The organism is Salipiger sp. CCB-MM3 (assembly GCF_001687105.1).
Lineage (GTDB): Bacteria > Pseudomonadota > Alphaproteobacteria > Rhodobacterales > Rhodobacteraceae > Salipiger.
This window is the reverse complement of sequence record NZ_CP014595.1, coordinates 475028-492467: the sequence shown is the minus strand read 5'-3', so window position 1 is coordinate 492467 and position 17440 is coordinate 475028. Positions and strand designations below refer to the sequence as shown.

The following is a 17440-nucleotide window of genomic DNA, read 5'->3' as shown; positions in this document are numbered from 1 at the left end:
CCGGTGAGCCTCAAGGCTCTTCTGGAAACCCATCACGCGCCGGGCCGGCTCGATTGGATCGGCCTGCGCGCCGAGCGCCTTGCGCCGCTGCGCTATGCGGCCGAGGCGCTGATCGCCGAGGCCGGGCTGGAGGGTGACCATAGCCGCCCCGGCAAACGCGCGGTCACGCTCATTCAGGCCGAGCATCTGCCGGTCATCGCCGCGCTCTGCGGGCATGAGGCTTTGGCCCCCGAGGTGCTGCGCCGCAACCTCGTCATCTCTGGCATCAACCTCTCGGCCCTACGTGGGCGGGAGGTGACGCTCGGCGAGGCGCGCCTGCGCTTCACCACCGTGTGCGCGCCTTGTTCACGGATGGAAAAGGCGCTGGGGCAGGGCGGTTACAACGCCATGCGCGGCCATGGCGGCTGGTGCGCCGAGGTGATCCACCCCGGCGCGATCCGCATCGGTGACCGCCTGACGCCAGCCTGACGCCAGCCTGAGCCTCAGCCGTCGGCTGCCGCCGCCTTGATCTCATCCAGCATCTGCGCCGCCTCGCGGGTCAGCGCGCGCATGTCGACGCGGGTGAGCGCACCGCCTTGTTTGTGCACCTCGCCGCCGATCATCACGAAAGACACATCCTCCGGATCCGCCGCATGGGTCAGCAGGAAATCCATGCTGCCAGAGGGTTGGGTGTTGAGGCTTTCGGTATCCACCGCGATCAGATCCGCCGGGCCGCCGATCTGCAGCACGCCCACGCCTTCGGGCGCCTGCACCGAGGCCGCACCCTGACGGCTGGCCCAGTCAAAGACGGTGGCATCGGTCAGGCTCTGCTGCGCCTGCGAGAAGCCATCGCCAAGATCGGCGGTCAGCCGCATCACCTCGAACATGTTGATCTGCCCGGCCAGCACCGTGTTGTCGACCGAGACCGCCATATCGAGGCCAGCCGCCTGCATCAGCGCCGGGTTCGGCACACCATAGCCCACCTGCATCTCGGTCCATGGCGAAATGATCAGCGGGCTGCCGCTCTCGGCCAGCGTCTCCAAATCCGCGCGCGGGGCCGAGGTCATATGCACTACATGGATGTCCTCACCCAGCATGCCTTCCTCATCCAGCGATTGCGCATTGTGCTGCGCGGCGGCATCCTCACTGCCGCCCATATGGAAGGTCACCGGCAGGCCCAATTCGCGCGCCGTGGTGATCTCGGTCTGCCAGACCTCGGGCTCCGACCGGTCCGGCCCGCGCAGCGAAACGCCGAGGCCGATCCTTCCGCTCTCCCAATCCTCGGCGGTGGCGCGCAGGTCCGCAAGGTCCATCATCTCGCCTTCGCCCGCCGCCTGCGGGTAGCCGTAGCTGAACCGTCCGCGCACGCCGCTGTCGCGCATGGCGGCCACTTCGGCGTCGGCATGCGCGGGCGAGACGGTGTTATGTGCCCAGTTGTTCACCCACGTGATGCCCGAGTTCACCGCCAGCGCCATGCCCAGTTTCACCGAAAGCGCTGAGGCTTCTGGCGTCCAGACCTTGGCCAGCGGCCCCATGGTCTGCGAGAAGCCGCCGCGCTCCGAGCGCGCCATGCCGCGGGCGATGGTGTTCCACATATGCCAATGCCCATCGACGAGGCCGGGGGTGATGACATGGCCCGACAGGTCGATCTCTTCGGCGCCCTCCGCGGTGAGATCAGGGCCGATCTCGGCGATGCGGCCGTCTTCGATGAGGATGTCCAGCGCCTGCGGCTCGGTCCATCCACCCTGCATGGTGACCACTTCGGCCCCCGTCAGAAGGTGGCGGTCGGCGTCCTGCGCAAGCGCGTCGACAGGGAGAAGCACAGGCAGCGAGGCGCCGAGCGCGAGCAATGTGGGGCGGGTCATGAAAAATCCTTTCGGGAGGGAGAATTGGGCCGTCTCCGTCTTAAAGCGGACCTTGCGTAAAGAGTTGCGCCTCCTCACGCCTTTGTCAGACCCGGCACGCCCGCTCAGGTGCAACCGGCAAAGAAAAAGCGGCCCCCGAAGGGACCGCTCTGCATCTTCTTCTCTTTGAAAATACGCCGGGGGTGCGGGGGCTGGCCCCCGCTTGTACCTGTGTGCGGGGGCTGGCCCCCGCCTGATCCAGGGTGCGGGGGCTGGCCCCTGCGGCGCTTCGGCTTACTGGCTGCGCGCTTGGCGCTTGCGCTCGTGCGGGTCGAGGTAGCGCTTGCGCAGACGGATCGCGTTCGGCGTCACTTCCACCAGTTCGTCGTCGTTGATGTAGGCGATGGCCTCTTCCAGCGACAGGGTGACCGGGGTGGTCAGGCGGACCGCTTCGTCGGTGCCCGAGGCGCGGACGTTGGTCAGTTTCTTGCCCTTCAGCGGGTTCACTTCCAGGTCATTCTCGCGGCTGTGCTCGCCGATGATCATGCCCTGATAGACCGGTGCCTGCGCGCCGAGGAACATCTTGCCACGGTCCTCGAGGTTCCACAGCGCATAGGCCACGGCCTCGCCGTTTTCCATCGAGATCAGCACGCCGGCGCGGCGGCCTTCGATCGGGCCCTTATGTGCGGTCCAGCCGTGGAACACGCGGTTCAGCACGCCGGTGCCGCGGGTGTCGGTGAGGAACTCGCCGTGATAGCCGATCAGACCGCGCGAGGGCACATGGCCGACGATACGGGTCTTGCCGGCACCGGCGGGTTTCATCTCGACCAGCTCGCCCTTGCGCGGACCGGTGAGCTTTTCGATCACCGCGCCGGTGTATTCGTCATCCACGTCGATGGTGACTTCCTCGACCGGCTCCATGCGCTGGCCGTCTTCTTCCTTCATGATCACCTGCGGACGCGAGATGCTGAGCTCAAAGCCCTCGCGGCGCATGTTCTCGATCAGAACGCCCATCTGCAGTTCGCCGCGGCCGGACACTTCGAAGGCCTCGCCGCCGGGGGTGTCGGCGATCTTGATCGCCACGTTGCCCTCGGCTTCTTTCATCAGGCGCTCGCGGATCACGCGCGACTGCACTTTCTTGCCGTCACGGCCCGCCAGCGGGCTGTCGTTGATGCCGAAGGTCACGGTGATGGTGGGCGGATCGATCGGCTGCGCGTCGATCGGCTCGTCCACGGCGAGGGCACAGATCGTGTCGGCCACGGTCGCCTTGGTCATCCCTGCGAGCGAGACGATGTCGCCGGCCAGACCCTCGTCGATGTCCGCCTGCGCGAGGCCACGGAACGCCTGCACGCGGGTGACGCGGAACTGTTCGATCTTCTGGCCGATGCGGCTGATCGCCTGCACGGTCTGGCCCACCTTGACGCGGCCGCTCTCGATGCGGCCGGTCAGCAGACGGCCAACGAAGGGATCGCTGCCCAGCGTGGTCGCCAGCATGCGGAAATCTTCGTCCTGATGCTTGATCTGCTTGGGGGCGGGGACGTGGTTCACAACCAGGTTGAACAGCGCCGAGAGATCCTTGCGCGGCCCGTCGAGCTCGGCGTCGGCCCAGCCGTTGCGGCCCGAGGCGTACATATGCGGGAAGTCCAGCTGGTCTTCGTCCGCGCCCAGCGAGGCGAAGAGGTCAAAGCACTCGTCGAGCGCGCGGTCGGGCTCGGCGTCGGGCTTGTCGACCTTGTTCAGCACGACGATCGGGCGCAGGCCGAGGGCGAGCGCCTTGGAGGTCACGAATTTGGTCTGCGGCATCGGGCCTTCGGCCGCGTCCACCAGCAGCACAACGCCGTCGACCATGCTCAGGATACGCTCCACCTCGCCGCCGAAATCGGCGTGACCGGGGGTGTCGACGATGTTGATGCGGGTGTCTTTCCACTCCACCGAGGTCGGTTTGGCGAAGATGGTGATGCCGCGCTCGCGTTCGAGATCGTTGCTGTCCATAGCGCGCTCGGCCACGGCTTGGTTCTCGCGGAACGCGCCGGACTGTTTGAGCAGCTCGTCCACAAGCGTGGTCTTGCCATGGTCAACGTGTGCGATGATCGCGATATTGCGCAGGTCCATAGGAATGCCTTTGAAGGGAGGTTTGCGCGCGGGTTATCCGCGCAGGCGACAAAAAGCCAGCCCTAATGCGGCGAGGCGCCGGAAAACAGGTGAATCACGAGGATCCCGGCAACAATCAGCCCCATTCCGACGATTGCCGCCAGGTCCAGCTTCTGCCCGAAGGCGACCAGCCCGATGATCGAGATGAAGACGATCCCGAGCCCCGACCACATGGCATAGGCCAGGCCCACGGGCATGGCGCGCAGCACCATCGCCAGCAGGTAGAAGGCCGCGGCATAGGCGACCACAACGATCACGGAGGGCAGCGGGCGGGTGAATTGCTGGCTCGCCTGCAGGGCGGCGGTGCCGATGGTCTCGGCCAGCACGGCGAAGGCAAGGATCACATAGGTCATGACGGTCTCCGAAGGGCTCTTGCCCCCCTTCTGGCCCGGCGCGGACGCCGCTGCAAGCTGGTGCAAGCGCGGGAAACCCGATGGAATATCGGGGCAAATATGCGGTGCGTCTTAACCTGACGTGAGGAAATCGGGCTTAGAGCAGGGGATATGCCCCTTGCCTGCGGAGGTCTGACATGATCGGCACAGCCGACGGTTTCCCAAAGAGTCAAAGTGATCACGCCAATACATCGCGTCCCCTCGGGGGGCTGCCTCGGGCGCGCTACGGTGCATTGGCTGCCGGTGCGCTGTCGCTCGCCTGCCTTTGCACCCTCCTCTGCAGTGGCGCGGCGCGCGCGCAGCAGGTGGACGCGGCAGCGTTGCAGCAGGCAATCGCGGCGCAGGTCACGCCATTGCTGACCGAGCCTCAGATCCTCGCAGCACTCGCAGAGCAGAATGCGGCGACATCGGGCTATGATGCGGCGCAGATTGATGCGCTCGACGCGCGCTGGCGGGCCGAGATCGGCGCGGCGGAGACACCGACAATCTCCCCGGTGCTGGAAAACCCGGTGTCGCAGATGCTGATGGCCTACGCCTATTCATCTCACGGTTTGATCACCGAAGTCTTCGTCATGGATGGGCAGGGCCTCAATGTGGCGATGTCCCATATCACTTCGGATTTTTGGCAGGGCGACGAGGCAAAATTCCTTGAAACCGTTCCGCGGGGGGCCGGTGCGCTGCATGTGGGCGATGTGGAATTTGACGAATCGAGCCAGCACTACCTCGTTCAGGTCTCCATGACGATTTCCGATCCTGACAGCGGCGCGCCTTTGGGCGCGCACTGACAGCGGGGCTCAACGCGGAGATGCTGCAGTGAAGGTGCGGGCCGCCGGCATCGCCGGGAAGATCGGAACGCTGCGCCTGTTTCCAGGCTCGGTCTTCTTCAAAGTTGCAGGGCTGGTGGTGCTTGCAACGCTTGTGGTCGCCAGCCTTTTGGCATGGCAAGCGTGGCGCCTGGGAGATCGCGTGACCGCGCTAGGGATCGCGGCCACGGCGCGCCAGTCAATCGACTCGGTGGCGGGCACATTGCTGCCCGCGATCCGTTTTGGTGACGCAGAGCGGGTCGAGGCGCTTCTAGCCGAGCATCTCGAGGCCAGCGGCCCAGATCTTTTGGGCGGGTTGGTCATCTCCGGCACCGGGGAAATTCTCGCTCAAGTCGGCGATTTGGGGCCACTCCTGCCCGAGCTTGAGGCGCTGGCGCGCGAGGCGCTCGAAAGCGGCACAAGGCAGGGGAATACCCAGGGCCATATGGTCGCCGTGCCTGAACGTCTGTCTCCCGAAGGAGCGCCCGTGGCCGCCGTTGCCGAGGTCTGGAGTGATGCGGGTCTTCGCGCCGCCACGGTCTGGGACCGACAGCTCATGCTGCTCACCGGGGCAGGCAGCCTTGCAGTGATGCTGCTGGTGTCGCTCCTTTGGTTGCGTCGCGTGGTGCTGCGCCCTCTGGCAATGCTGCAACAGGCCATGTCACGGGTGGCGGCAGGCGACTATGACGTCGAGCTGTCGATGCACGGGCGGCGCGATGAGTTTGGCGATCTGGCGCGGCATCTTGCGGATCTGACCGAAACGCTGGGCCGGGGCCGCGATGCTCAGGAGGCGCGGGGGCGCGCGCATGAGGCACAGAACCGCGTGGTGCGCCATCTCAGCGAGGCGCTGAACGAACTGGCTGAAGGCTCGCTCGAACACAGCATTCGCGAAGAATTCCCCGACGAATACGAAGAATTGCGCGGCAATTACAATCGCGCGGTCGACAGCCTGCGCGCCGCGATGACCGAGGTGAACGCAGGCGCACTCAACATTCATGGCAGTGCCGAAGAGATCGCCAAAGCCTCTGACGACCTGTCCCGCCGCACCGAGACGCAGGCCGCGACCCTAGAGGAAACCGCCGCCGCGCTCGACCAGATGCTCTCCAGCGTGCGCGACGCGGCGCAATCGGCCCGAGACGCGGAAAACAGCGTGCAGGCCGCTTCGAAACTGGCCGATCAGAACGGCGAGGTGATGCGCTCGGCGGTCGAAGCCATGGGCGGGATCGAGCGCAGTTCGCAGCAGATCAACGAGATCATCGGGGTGATCGACGACATCGCCTTCCAGACCAATCTTCTGGCCCTCAACGCCGGGGTCGAGGCCGCGCGCGCGGGATCTTCCGGCAAAGGCTTCGCCGTTGTCGCCTCCGAGGTGCGCGCGCTGGCGCAACGCAGTTCTGACGCGGCGCAGCAGATCAAAACGCTGATTAGCGGCTCCGCCGATCAGGTGCGCGACGGGGTGGAACTGGTGGAGCGCTCTGGCGAGGCACTGAGCGAAGTGGTGGCGCAGGTCGGCCAAATCTCGGCGCTCGTCAGCAATATCGCTGGCGTCGCTTCGGAACAGGCCCAAGGGCTGACCGAGATCAACACCGGCGTCAGCAACCTTGATCGCGTCACCCAGCAGAACGCCGCCATGGTCGAGCAAAGCACGGCGGCCGCCCATATGCTGCGCGGCGATGCGGGCAAACTCTCGCATCTGATTCAGGGGTTCCGGCTTGGCGTTACGACCGGGCAGGTGGGGCGGGAAGACAATGCCGCTGCGTGACCTCAGGGTTTGGCACACCGAGACATCGGCGCCCCAGGGCTCTGCGCCTGATGCGCTGCCTCATGCACCCCGCGCCGGGAAGAAGCGCTGCGGCGGTGGTTCAGCCCCGCGCCGCGATCGCCTGTGCCACGACCTCTGTGAAATCCGCTTCGTCCCGCACCGTTGCCATATCGGCGGCCTCGACCGTGACGCCCCAGTTCCGGGCCATCGCCTCATAGCGCGGTTGCCGGTGCGCCAGGGCACGCGCGTAGGTCCAGCGAATGAAATCGTCAGGGTCCACGGCGCTTTCGGCGAGCCCTTTCTCGTCGAGGTAGGCCGTCCATGCACTTGCGAGAAATTCCGGCTGATAGGCCATCGGCTTTGGCGCACGATCAAAGCGGCGCACCAGTTCCTCGGTATGCGCCTCGCTGCCGCGAATCCAGATCATCAACGCCTGCCGCGACAATTCGGTCAGGATCGGGTCCGCCGGGTTCTCGGCATCCACCCATTCGCAGATCGAGCCGCCGGTGTCGCAGATGAAATGCGGGTAGCCGTAAAGCTGCTGCGCGCGTTCGATAAAATAGCCAGTGTCGAGCAAGGCTTGCTCTTCCGCGCGGCGGAACTGCTCCTGCCGCAGGCGGTAGGTGTCCATGGCAAGGCCGCCGCGCGCGGGATCACCGGGCTTGCCAAGGTAGGTGGAGACGGGTGTGAGGTTCTCGAACGTGATGTTCGAGCCGATGTAGATCGAATCCGACAGAAGAAGCTCGCGCAGGAACGGGTTCTTCATCGCCTCGGCCTTGGCATTGTCGGCGATATATTCGCCCATGTAGCGCGTGCCGATGCGGTAATCGATCGAATAGTGGAACCAATCTCCCGACTGCCGCAGCATCGACGAGACATGGGTTTTCCCAAGCCCCGACATGGCAAAGAGCACCACATGCTTGCGGGGCGCGTCGCGCCACTCGGCGGCGGTGTTATACAGCATTCTTCGGCTCTCCATTCGTCCGTCCCGACAGGTACTTGCGCGCGCGGGCGGCGTCAAATCCCTCGATCAGCCATGCGGAGCCGGCGCGCGGCGGGCGGCGCGGGTCTCGCGCAGGATATTGGCGTAATTGGCGGCGAAAATGATCGCCGCCCCCAGCAGCACCCATGGGTCGAGCGGCTCGGCGTAGAGCAGCATGCCGACGATGGCGATCACCGGCAGCCGGGTGAAATCAATCGGCATAACCACCGAGGCGGGCGCGAGGCCAAGCGCGGTGGTCAGGCAGTAATGCGCGCAGAGCCCGGCAAGGCCGATGACCACCACGCCGGGCCATGCGGCGGCGGAGGGCAGGGCGATCTGCCCGTCATATCCCGCGCAGATGAGGCCCATCACCGCCTGCGTCACCGTCAGCCAGAAGAGGATGCACAGCGTGCTTTCGCTGCGGGTCAGCCTGCGGGTGTAGATCGCCGATCCGGCAAAACCGATGGCCGCCCCGGCGGCCGCGAAGATCCCCGGCGAAAGCGTTTCGGGCGAAGGCCGCGTGACGATCAGAATGCCGAGAAAACCGATGAGCGCGGCACGGGCGCGCGGCCATGTGAGACGCTCGCCGAGCACCAGCGGCGCCAGCAGCAGTGCCCAGATCGGTCCGGTGAATTCCAGCGCAAAGACCTGCGCCAGTGGGATCACGGTGATGGCATAGAGCCAAAGGTTCTGCCCGGTGAAATGGCAAAGGTTGCGGGTGATCTGCGTGCCCATATGGCGCGTGGTGATGGTCTTGCGCCGACCGGTGCCCAGGACCACGGCGCTGATGATGGCAACGCCGATCAGCGAGCGGTAGAGCATGATCTCGAAGGTATCGAGGCCGGAACTGACATAGCGTCCGGCCACCGCCATGGCGCTGAACGAGATGATCGAGCCGATCATCCAAAGCGCGGCCCTCGGCACCGCGCTCGGCACGGCGCTGGCGGCAAGCGGCGCGCTCACAGGTCGGCCACGTCGTAATCGCGGGGCAGATCGCCGGTGACGCGGAACCAGTCGCTGGCGCGGGTGCGCGCCTGATGCGCGTCAAAGGCGGCGCGGTTCAGGAAAAGCTCGGAGACCTCGAACACACCGGGATCGGTCTCTCGAAGCTCGAAAAAGACGCAGCCCGGCTCTTCGCGGCTGAGGCGAATGTGCTCGGGCATGGCGGCGCGCACGGCCTCGGCGCGGTCTTCGGGGGCGGTCATCGTGCCGGTCAGTTGCACCGCGCTCATCGGGTGGGTCCGCCCTGCGCCTGGCAGCGCATCGCGCCACTGATAAAACCGGAACTTTTACCGGACTGTTTACCGGACTGTTTACCGGATTGTGTGATGCTCTTTGTCATGGGGTCCTCTCGCGGCGCGAGACTGGCCCGGCGCCGCGTCGGGGGCAAGACCCGATCTGCAAGGCGATGCAGCGCGGCCACGGTTTCGGGCCAGCGACCGGCATGGCCTCTCAAACTGAAAAGGGGCAGCGCCCGCGGCGCCGCCCCTCGATCATTGCGCGAGAGCGAGGGGCTCAGCCCAGCTTCACCAGCGCGTGGCGCTTCTTGCCCGCCGAGAGCTTCACCGGCGCGGCCAGCTTGCCCGCGTCCAGCATAAGCCCGGCGTCGGTCAGCGGCGCGTCGTCCATGCGCGCGCCATTCTCGGCGATCAGGCGCTTGGCCTCCTTGCCCGATTTGGCAAGGCCCGCGCGCACGATCACCTGCACGATGGAAATGCCGTCGCCGATCTCTTCGGCCGAAAGCTCCAGCGTCGGCAGGTCATCCCCGACGCCGCCCTTTTCGAAGACCTCGCGCGCGGTCGCCTCGGCGGCGGCGGCGGCCTCGGCCCCGTGGCACAGCGTGGTCACCTCATTGGCGAGGATGATCTTGGCCTCGTTGATCTCCGAGCCCTGCAGCGATCCCAGCCGCTCGCATTCCTCGACCGGCAGTTCGGTATAGAGCTTGAGGAACCGGCCGGTGTCGGCATCGGTGGTGTTGCGCCAGAACTGCCAGAACTCGTAGGGCGAGAGCATGTCGGCGTTGAGCCACATGGCCCCGCCTTGGCTCTTGCCCATCTTGCGGCCGTCCGAGGTGGTCAGCAGCGGCGAGGTGAGGCCGTAGATCTCATTGTCGAGCACCCGCCGGGTCAGGTCGATGCCGTTGACGATATTGCCCCATTGGTCCGAGCCGCCCATTTGCAGAACGCAGCCATAGCGGCGGTTCAGCTCTAGGAAGTCATAGGCCTGCAGGATCATGTAGTTAAACTCGAGGAACGACAGCGACTGCTCGCGGTCGAGGCGCGATTTCACGCTCTCGAAGCTCAGCATGCGGTTCACCGAGAAGTGCCGCCCGATGTCGCGCAGGAACTCCAGGTAGTTGAGCCCGTCGAGCCATTCGGCGTTGTTGAGCATCAGCGCGTCGGTCTCGCCGCCGCCGTATTGCAGATATTTCGCGAAGACCTGCTTCATACCCTCGATATTGGCGTCAATCTGCTCCGGCCCGAGCAGCGGGCGCTCGTCCGAGCGGAACGACGGATCGCCCACCTTCGTGGTGCCGCCGCCCATCAGGGTGATCGGCTTGTGCCCGGTTTTCTGCAGCCAGCGCAGCATCATGATGTTGAGCAAATGGCCCACATGCAGCGATTTCGCCGTCGCGTCATAGCCGATATACGCAGTGACCACGCCTTTGCTCAGCGCCTCGTCGAGGCCCTGATAATCGGTGCAGTCGGCCAGATAGCCGCGCTCGATCATGACGCGCATGAAGTCCGATTTGGGATGGTAGGTCATCGCGGATCCCTTCTATAGTTCGACCGTTCCTATAAGCGCGGGGAAGGCGAAGGTGAAGGGCAAGTTGGGTGCACGCTCCGTTTGGGCACTTGGGTGTATGTCGGGGACCTCTCTCGATGGGGTCGATGCGGCGCTGATCCGCACCGATGGCGCTGAAATCCATGAGTTTGGGCGCACGGGCTATCGGCCCTATTCCGAGGCCGAGCGGGCCGTGCTGCGCGCGGCGCTTGGGTGCTGGCCGGTCGAGGAGAACGCCGAAGTTCTGGCCGCGGCGCTCGACGTGACGCAGCGCGCGCATATCGAGCTTTTGTCGCAGTTCCCCGAGGCCGAGCTGGTCGGCTTTCATGGCCAGACGCTGGCGCATGAGCCGCAGGGCCGTGGCACCCATCAGCTGGGCGACGGCGGCGCATTGGCCGAGGCGCTGGATCGCGACGTGGTGTGGGATTTCCGCTCTGCCGATGTGGCACTGGGGGGCGAGGGCGCACCGCTTGCGCCCTTCTATCATTTCGCCTGTGCCAAGAAGATCGGGGCAACCCGGCCCGTCGCCTTCCTCAATCTCGGCGGCGTCGGCAACCTCACGTGGGTCGATCCGCGCAAAGCCTCGCCTGAAGCGCCCGGCGCGCTTTTGGCCTTTGACACCGGGCCCGCGAATGCGCCGATCAACGATCTGGTGGGCGAGCGGCTCGGCCTCGACTGCGACCGCGACGGGCAGCTGGCGGCGAAGGGCGAGGTGGTCGATGGCGCGCTGGAGTTGTTCCTCGAAGAGGGGTTCTTTCGCCGCATGCCGCCCAAATCCCTAGATCGGGATGATTTCTCGCTTATGCTCGATCTGGTGCGCGAGCTGTCCGACGCCGATGCCGCCGCGACGATGACGGCGATGGCCGCCGCCGCGGTGATGCAAGGCATGGAGCATTGCCCGATCCCGCCCGAGCGGCTGCTGGTTACCGGCGGCGGTCGCCACAACCCGGTGATGATGGCGATGCTGTCGGCCGGGCTCGACTGCCCGGTGGTGCCGGTGGAAGAGGCCGGGCTCGACGGTGACATGCTCGAAGCGCAGGCCTTCGGCTTTCTCGCGGTGCGCGTGGCGCAGGGCTGGCCGACCTCCGGGCCTTCGACCACGGGTGTCGCCGCGCCGGTGGGCGGCGGGCAGATGGCGCGCGTGGGCTCGCTGGTCGCGGGCTGACCGGAAGCTTGGCCGGAAGCGCCGGATTTTCGCAGGCGGCACCCCCGCCAAGCAGCCGCCAATCAGCCGCAACGCAAAAGGCCGGGGCGAACCCCGGCCTTTTTCTATATCAGATCATTCCCACTCGATCGTGCCCGGAGGCTTCGAGGTGATGTCATAGGTGCAGCGGTTGATGCCCTTCACCTCGTTGATGATCCGCGTCGCGGTCTCGCCAAGGAACTCGTGGCTGAACGGGTAGTAATCCGCCGTCATCCCGTCGACCGAGGTCACCGCACGCAGCGCGCAGGCGTAATCATAGGTGCGGCCATCGCCCATCACGCCCACGGTGCGCACCGGCAGAATCGCCACGAAGGCCTGCCAGATCTCGTCATAGAGGCCATGCTTGCGGATCTGGTCGATATAGACCGCATCCGCCTTGCGCAGGATGTCGAGCTTTTCGCGGGTGATCTCGCCGGGGCAGCGGATCGCCAGACCCGGACCGGGGAAGGGGTGGCGGCCAATGAAGCTGGCGGGCAGGCCAAGCTCGTGACCCAGCACGCGGACCTCGTCCTTGAAGAGCTCGCGCAGCGGCTCGACCAGCTTGAGGCCCATTTTCTCCGGCAGGCCGCCCACGTTGTGGTGCGACTTGATGGTGACCGACGGGCCGCCCGAGAAGCTGACGCTCTCGATCACGTCGGGATAAAGCGTGCCCTGCGCGAGGAACTGCGCGCCCTCGATGCCGTCGGCGTATTTCTGGAACACGTCGATGAACAGCTTGCCAATGATCTTGCGCTTGGTCTCGGGGTCGGAAACGCCCTCAAGCTCGCCAAGGAACAGGTCCTGCTCCTGCGCGTGGATCACCGAGAGGTTCATGTGATCGCGGAACATCGCGACGACCTCGTCGGCCTCGTTGAGACGCAAGAGCCCGTGGTCGACGAAGACGCAGGTCAGCTGCTCGCCGATCGCCTCATGCAGCAGCGCGGCGGTGACCGAGCTGTCGACGCCGCCCGAAAGCGCGCAGATCACCTTGGCGTCGCCCACCTGTTCGCGGATTTGGCGCACGGCCTCTTCGCGGTAGGCATCCATCGTCCAGTCGCCGGTGAAGCCAGCTTCCTTGATGAAATTCTCGTAAAGCGTCTTGCCGTTCGGCGTGTGGTGCACCTCGGGGTGGAACTGCACGGCGTAGAACTTGCGCTCGGGGTCGGCGGTCACCGCGAAGGGCGCGCCGGGCGAGGTGGCGAAGACCTTGAAACCCGGGGCAAGTTCCGAGACGTGGTCGCCGTGGCTCATCCACACCTGCTCGCGGCCGGTGCCATCGAGGAACCAGCCCGACAGCAGGTCGAGGCGGTCGTCATTCGGCGTCACATAGGCGCGGCCGAACTCTGCGGTGTGGCTTTGGCCGGCTTCGACCTTGCCGCCGAGGTCATGCATCATGACCTGCTGGCCGTAGCAGATGCCGAGGATCGGCACGCCGAGGTCATAGGCGGATTTGGGCGGGCGAGGCGAGCCCTCGCGCGTCACGCTGTCGGGGCCACCGGAGAAGACGATGGCCTTGGGGGCGAACTCCTTCAGAAAATCGTCGGTGACGTTCTGATAGGGGTGGATCTCGCAGTAGACGTTCAGCTCGCGCAGGCGCCGCGCGATAAGCTGCGTCACCTGGCTACCGAAGTCGATGATGAGGAGGCGATCATGCTGGGTCATGCGGCTGCTTTAGGCGGGCGGCGCGCAACGCGCAAGAGGCTGGGTGCGGCCTGAAGGGATTTGCCGCATTTCCAAGGCGGATCGCGCCCGCTGATAGCCGCATCGGCGGGGGATTGGCAGGCTTTGCCGCGTCTTGTTCGTCAGCCTCTGCGCGGGCATCCGTCGCGGTTCACTCGATCTGGCTGAGCAGCGCCGGGGCGGTCACCAGTCTGCGCACGCCGTGGCTGTGGGTTTCTTCGAAGACATTGCCCATGCCCGCCCATGCGTCGAGCGTCGAGATGTCGAGCCGGGCACAGCGGGGCCGGACCGACCAAGTGACCTGCAGCGGCGAGCAGACCTGCTGGCTGTAGCTGGGGCCGGTGGTGGAGCCGCGGAACACCACCGGCGCGCCGGTGCCGGTGGGCAGGCTGCGCGCCTGATAGCGCCCCTCGCGCATGGTGCCGAAATAGATGAAGTCGCGAAAATCCAGCGCGTTGGGGTCATTCACCACCAAAAAAACCTGCGATTCCACCCGCAGCTCTGGGTTCGAGCAGGCCTCCGAGAGGCAGGATCCGAGCCCGGGGCCGGGCGAGACGGCGCAGGAGGAATAGACCCAATGCACCTTGATCGTGTCGCCGGGTTCCACCCCATCAAAGCGCGCGGGGCTGCCATGCGGGCGCGTGAGTTCGATGTCGGAAAGCCCCTGCGAGCCCGCGCATTTGAAGCCGCCGTGCTCCCCCGGTCCGGCGTAGATCGAAAAGCCGGGGCCGAGGTGTTCGGCGTTGGTGTGGGTGTGAATGTTGCACAGGTTCATCTCTTCGGGCGGCGGCGCAAGGGTGAAACCGGCGGGGTTGAGTCCGTGCCGGTTGCCGATGTCGCGCGGTGTCTGCGGGCCGAAGCCCTGACAGAGCGCCCCGCTTTCCTCGGGGATCGGTGCAGCATGCCCGCCCGCGGCGCTTTGCGTTACGCCATGCGCTGCCGTCTGGCTTCCGTTCTGCGCAGCGCCATGGGAGGACGCCGCGCTTCCGTGCCCATTGTCATGCCCGGTGTCATGCCCGGTCGCTTGGTCGCCCCCATGCCCGTCCCCATGCCCTGCAGGCGGGTAGGTGACCTTCGCCTCTGCCCATGCTTCGAGCGGCAGCAGACCCGCGGCGAACGCGAACAGCGCCAGAAGACAGGGAGCCCTTAGCGACGTCATACACCGCGCGCTTCTGCCTGCGACTCTCGCGGTCTGTCTCAGGGCCTGTCTTACGGCCAGTCTCACGGCGTGTCTCACAGCCTGTCTTACGGCGACTTTCACTGCCCGTCCCATTGCGCTCCGCCTCTCAGATCCCCAGCATACAGAACCGCGATGATTTTGCCCGGCAGGTCTGAACCGGGGCTTAATCGCCGCTCAGTAGATCGCGTCCGGCTGGGGAATATCGTTTTCAATTTGATCTTTCCGATCGAGCCGCCAGCTCCAGAGCGCCAGCGCCGCAAAGCTGGCCGCGTAGATCAGCCCGCCGAAGGCCATGACCGCGCCGGACACCGACCCGACGGCTGCACGATCCAGCGCCTCTTGCAGTGATGTGACGGTAAAAGGGTGCACGGTGATCTTGCCGACAAAGGCGAGGATCTGGATCAGCATGATCCAGAAATAGCAGCGGCGGATTCGTCGCCCCATGGCGTGCAGATAGCTGATGCGAAACACCGGGCGGCGGTAATCGCTGCGCAAGTCCTCCGCCCAGAGATCGGAGCCCGCGGGGGCGCCCAGCATCGGGCCGTAGAAATTCATCTCCATATTGCGGAAGCGGCGGCGCCAGAGATCGCAGTAGCGATAGCGCCGCGCCTCCAGCGTCAGGAAGAAGAGGTTCAGAATGCCCACCAGCACCAGCGGCAGCGGCGAGGCGTCGGGGGCGGCATAGGCGATCGACAGCGCCACCCCCAGCGTCACCACCGCCCAATTGGTCGTGGTGTCGAGCCGGGTGCGCCAGATCGAGCAGCGGTAGACCTCGCTGCGGTACAGATGCGCCAATGCGCCGATTTCGGCGCTGCCGAGCGGTCGCGGCTCTGTAGATGCCTCGGTTGAATGCGCCTCCGTTGGACGCGTCTGTATTGGACACGCATCCGTGGCACGCGCCTCTGTTGCACGCCCCTTTGCTGCACTTCCCTGCGTTGTCAGTTGCTCATCCCTCATGGTGAGCCCCCTTTGGCCTTGATGCAAAGCCCCGCACCCTGAAAACATGCTAACCGGATACAGCTTAAGAAGCCGTTTCGTGCCGCCAAGCGGCGCGGAGATGTCGCATTTGTCTGCAGGGCGGCGCAAAACTCGGCTCTGGCCAGTGCCGGTCCGGGCTACTACTGAGGGGCATGCGACGGAACGGGAGAGGCGCCATGTCTGAGACGGAAACGCGGAAACGGACACGCAGCGGCGGTGGTGCGGCACGGCGCGCGGCGCGCGGCTCGGCACAGGTCGAGACGGCGCGCTTCATCGAACGCAACATCCCCAACTTCGAGCTGCTGAACGAAGAAGCGCTTCAGATGATCGAGGCTGGCGCCGAGACGGTGCTGGAAGAGATCGGCGTCAATTTCGTCAACAACCCCGCCGCGCTGGAGCGCTGGCGCGAGGCCGGGGCGGAGATCGAGGGCGAGCGCGTGCGCATCCCGCGTGGGCTGGCGCGGCAGCTGTGTGGCCATGCTCCCTCGACAATCACCCAGCACGCCCGCAACCCCGCGCGCAGCGTCGAGATCGGCGGGCGCTCGCTGGTGCTGGCGCCGGTCTATGGCCCGCCCTTCGTGCAGGATGCCGAGAAGGGGCGCCGCTATGGCACCATCGAGGATTTCCGCAACTTCGTGAAGCTGGGGCAGATGTCGCGCTGGCTGCACCATTCGGGCGGCACGCTCTGCGAGCCCACCGATGTGGCGGTGAACAAGCGTCACCTCGACATGCTGCACGCCCATATGACGCTCTCGGACAAGCCCTTCATGGGCTCGGTGACAGAGCCGGGACGGGCGCGCGACAGCGTCGAGATGTGCGAGATCCTCTTCGGCAAGGAATTCGTGCGCGACAACACGGTGATGACCTCGCTGATCAACATCAACTCGCCGCTGACCTTCGACGACACGATGATGGGGGCGCTGGAGGTCTATGCCGCCGCCAATCAGGCCTGCATCGTCTCGCCGTTCATCGTCGGTGGCGCGATGGCGCCGGTGTCCGTCGCGGGCACGCTGACGCAGGTGCTGGCCGAGGGGATGGCGGGCATCGCGTACGCCCAATTGGTGCGCAAGGGTGCGCCGGTGATCTTCGGCGCCTTCGTCACCTCGATCGACATGAACTCTGGCGCGCCCACCTTCGGCACGCCCGAGGCCTCGCAGATCACCTATGGCGTCGGCCAGCTGGCGCGGCGGCTGGGGCTGCCCTACCGCTCGGCGGGGGGCTTCTGCGGCTCGAAACTGCCCGATGCGCAGGCGGGTTATGAGAGCGCCAATTCGCTCAACATGGGGCTGCAGGCGGGGGTCAACTTCATGCTGCACGCCTGCGGCTGGCTCGAGGGCGGGCTGGTGGCGTCCTACGAGAAATTCGTCATGGACGCCGATCAACTGGGCGCGCTGCACAAGTTCGCGCAGGGCATCACCGTGGACGAGAGCACGCAGGCGCTGGACGCGATCCGCGAGGTGGGGCCGGGCGGGCACTACCTTGGCTGCGCGCACACGCAGGAGAACTTCAAGACCGCCTTCTGGCGCTCGGAACTCTTTGATTACAAACCCTTCGAGACATGGTCCGAAGAGGGCGCGCGCGACACGATGCAACTGGCGAGCGCGCGGGTGAAGGCGCTGCTGGCGAGCTATGAGCAGCCTGCCATCGACGCCGATGTCGAGGCCGCGCTCTCTGAGTACGTGGCCCGCAAGAAGGCCGCCGTGCCCGACGCTTTCCTCTGAG

General features: G+C 65.8%; 15 protein-coding genes. 5 read left to right on the top strand and 10 right to left on the bottom strand.

Going from position 1 to position 17440, the window contains the following annotated elements; translation table 11 throughout:
- Window positions 1-3: 3 nt before the first annotated feature.
- On the top strand, window positions 4-468 hold the full coding sequence (locus AYJ57_RS02370) for an MOSC domain-containing protein (protein WP_066100662.1): 465 nt from the start codon (window positions 4-6) through the stop codon (window positions 466-468).
- 14 nt (window positions 469-482) lie between these two features.
- On the opposite strand, the gene AYJ57_RS02365 is transcribed toward AYJ57_RS02370, so the two are convergent.
- The 3 genes from AYJ57_RS02365 to AYJ57_RS02355 form a co-directional block, all read right to left on the bottom strand.
- Entirely contained in the window at window positions 483-1844 is a 1362-nt protein-coding gene (locus AYJ57_RS02365; RefSeq protein ID WP_066100659.1) for an amidohydrolase family protein, read from the bottom strand.
- Between the two features lie 273 nt (window positions 1845-2117).
- Window positions 2118-3935, bottom strand: a complete 1818-nt coding sequence (gene typA / locus AYJ57_RS02360; RefSeq protein WP_066100656.1) for a translational GTPase TypA — start codon at window positions 3933-3935, stop codon at window positions 2118-2120.
- Between the two features lie 62 nt (window positions 3936-3997).
- The gene (locus AYJ57_RS02355) at window positions 3998-4327 is read right to left on the bottom strand and encodes an SMR family transporter (protein ID WP_066100654.1); all 330 of its coding nucleotides are present in this window, start codon (window positions 4325-4327) and stop codon (window positions 3998-4000) included.
- Window positions 4328-4503: 176 nt separating this feature from the next.
- Here AYJ57_RS02355 and AYJ57_RS02350 point away from each other — a divergent pair, with 176 nt between their 5' ends.
- Window positions 4504-5151, top strand: coding sequence for a hypothetical protein (locus AYJ57_RS02350; protein WP_157373919.1), 648 nt, complete (start codon window positions 4504-4506; stop codon window positions 5149-5151).
- 28 nt (window positions 5152-5179) lie between these two features.
- Window positions 5180-6931 carry a methyl-accepting chemotaxis protein gene (locus tag AYJ57_RS26305; RefSeq protein ID WP_066100651.1) on the top strand — a complete coding sequence of 584 codons (1752 nt, stop codon included), beginning with the start codon at window positions 5180-5182 and terminating at the stop codon, window positions 6929-6931.
- A 100-nt stretch (window positions 6932-7031) separates the two neighbouring features.
- Here the strand turns inward: AYJ57_RS26305 and AYJ57_RS02340 are convergent, their stop codons facing one another.
- From AYJ57_RS02340 to tyrS, 4 genes are all read right to left on the bottom strand, one after another.
- On the bottom strand, window positions 7032-7895 hold the full coding sequence (locus tag AYJ57_RS02340) for an ATPase (RefSeq protein WP_066100649.1): 864 nt from the start codon (window positions 7893-7895) through the stop codon (window positions 7032-7034).
- Between the two features lie 66 nt (window positions 7896-7961).
- On the bottom strand, window positions 7962-8816 hold the full coding sequence (locus AYJ57_RS02335) for a DMT family transporter (RefSeq protein ID WP_066106547.1): 855 nt from the start codon (window positions 8814-8816) through the stop codon (window positions 7962-7964).
- Between the two features lie 56 nt (window positions 8817-8872).
- The gene (locus AYJ57_RS02330) at window positions 8873-9145 is read right to left on the bottom strand and encodes a putative quinol monooxygenase (protein WP_066100646.1); all 273 of its coding nucleotides are present in this window, start codon (window positions 9143-9145) and stop codon (window positions 8873-8875) included.
- A 283-nt stretch (window positions 9146-9428) separates the two neighbouring features.
- Window positions 9429-10679 carry a tyrosine--tRNA ligase gene (tyrS, locus tag AYJ57_RS02325; protein WP_066100643.1) on the bottom strand — a complete coding sequence of 417 codons (1251 nt, stop codon included), beginning with the start codon at window positions 10677-10679 and terminating at the stop codon, window positions 9429-9431.
- A gap of 97 nt (window positions 10680-10776) precedes the next feature.
- On the opposite strand from tyrS, the gene AYJ57_RS02320 reads away from it, so the two are divergent.
- Complete coding sequence (locus tag AYJ57_RS02320; RefSeq protein ID WP_066100641.1) at window positions 10777-11862, top strand: anhydro-N-acetylmuramic acid kinase; 1086 nt, start codon at window positions 10777-10779, stop codon at window positions 11860-11862.
- A 114-nt stretch (window positions 11863-11976) separates the two neighbouring features.
- On the opposite strand, the gene guaA is transcribed toward AYJ57_RS02320, so the two are convergent.
- The 3 genes from guaA to AYJ57_RS02305 all read right to left on the bottom strand — a co-directional run bounded on the left by guaA (window position 11977) and on the right by AYJ57_RS02305 (window position 15535).
- Window positions 11977-13542 (bottom strand): glutamine-hydrolyzing GMP synthase, encoded by a 1566-nt coding sequence (gene guaA / locus AYJ57_RS02315; protein ID WP_066100638.1) that lies wholly within the window; start codon window positions 13540-13542, stop codon window positions 11977-11979.
- Between the two features lie 169 nt (window positions 13543-13711).
- On the bottom strand, window positions 13712-14719 hold the full coding sequence (locus AYJ57_RS25805) for a delta-class carbonic anhydrase (protein ID WP_157373913.1): 1008 nt from the start codon (window positions 14717-14719) through the stop codon (window positions 13712-13714).
- 195 nt (window positions 14720-14914) lie between these two features.
- On the bottom strand, window positions 14915-15535 hold the full coding sequence (locus tag AYJ57_RS02305; RefSeq protein WP_335740008.1) for a DUF2270 domain-containing protein: 621 nt from the start codon (window positions 15533-15535) through the stop codon (window positions 14915-14917).
- 359 nt (window positions 15536-15894) lie between these two features.
- Here AYJ57_RS02305 and AYJ57_RS02300 point away from each other — a divergent pair, with 359 nt between their 5' ends.
- Window positions 15895-17439, top strand: coding sequence for a trimethylamine methyltransferase family protein (locus tag AYJ57_RS02300; RefSeq protein WP_066100635.1), 1545 nt, complete (start codon window positions 15895-15897; stop codon window positions 17437-17439).
- Window position 17440 lies beyond the last annotated feature (1 nt).

What these genes read in the sequence shown, in the direction of transcription:
- tyrS (WP_066100643.1), bottom strand. Translation starts at nt 10,679, where the DNA reads ATGACCTACCATCCCAAATCGGACTTCATGCGCGTCATGATCGAGCGC.
- guaA (WP_066100638.1), bottom strand. Translation starts at nt 13,542, where the DNA reads ATGACCCAGCATGATCGCCTCCTCATCATCGACTTCGGTAGCCAGGTG.
- AYJ57_RS02350 (WP_157373919.1), top strand. Translation starts at nt 4,504, where the DNA reads ATGATCGGCACAGCCGACGGTTTCCCAAAGAGTCAAAGTGATCACGCC.
- AYJ57_RS02365 (WP_066100659.1), bottom strand. Translation starts at nt 1,844, where the DNA reads ATGACCCGCCCCACATTGCTCGCGCTCGGCGCCTCGCTGCCTGTGCTT.
- AYJ57_RS02335 (WP_066106547.1), bottom strand. Translation starts at nt 8,816, where the DNA reads ATGATCGGCTCGATCATCTCGTTCAGCGCCATGGCGGTGGCCGGACGC.
- AYJ57_RS02330 (WP_066100646.1), bottom strand. Translation starts at nt 9,145, where the DNA reads ATGAGCGCGGTGCAACTGACCGGCACGATGACCGCCCCCGAAGACCGC.
- AYJ57_RS25805 (WP_157373913.1), bottom strand. Translation starts at nt 14,719, where the DNA reads ATGACGTCGCTAAGGGCTCCCTGTCTTCTGGCGCTGTTCGCGTTCGCC.
- typA (WP_066100656.1), bottom strand. Translation starts at nt 3,935, where the DNA reads ATGGACCTGCGCAATATCGCGATCATCGCACACGTTGACCATGGCAAG.
- AYJ57_RS02300 (WP_066100635.1), top strand. Translation starts at nt 15,895, where the DNA reads ATGTCTGAGACGGAAACGCGGAAACGGACACGCAGCGGCGGTGGTGCG.
- AYJ57_RS02355 (WP_066100654.1), bottom strand. Translation starts at nt 4,327, where the DNA reads ATGACCTATGTGATCCTTGCCTTCGCCGTGCTGGCCGAGACCATCGGC.
- AYJ57_RS02340 (WP_066100649.1), bottom strand. Translation starts at nt 7,895, where the DNA reads ATGCTGTATAACACCGCCGCCGAGTGGCGCGACGCGCCCCGCAAGCAT.
- AYJ57_RS02320 (WP_066100641.1), top strand. Translation starts at nt 10,777, where the DNA reads ATGTCGGGGACCTCTCTCGATGGGGTCGATGCGGCGCTGATCCGCACC.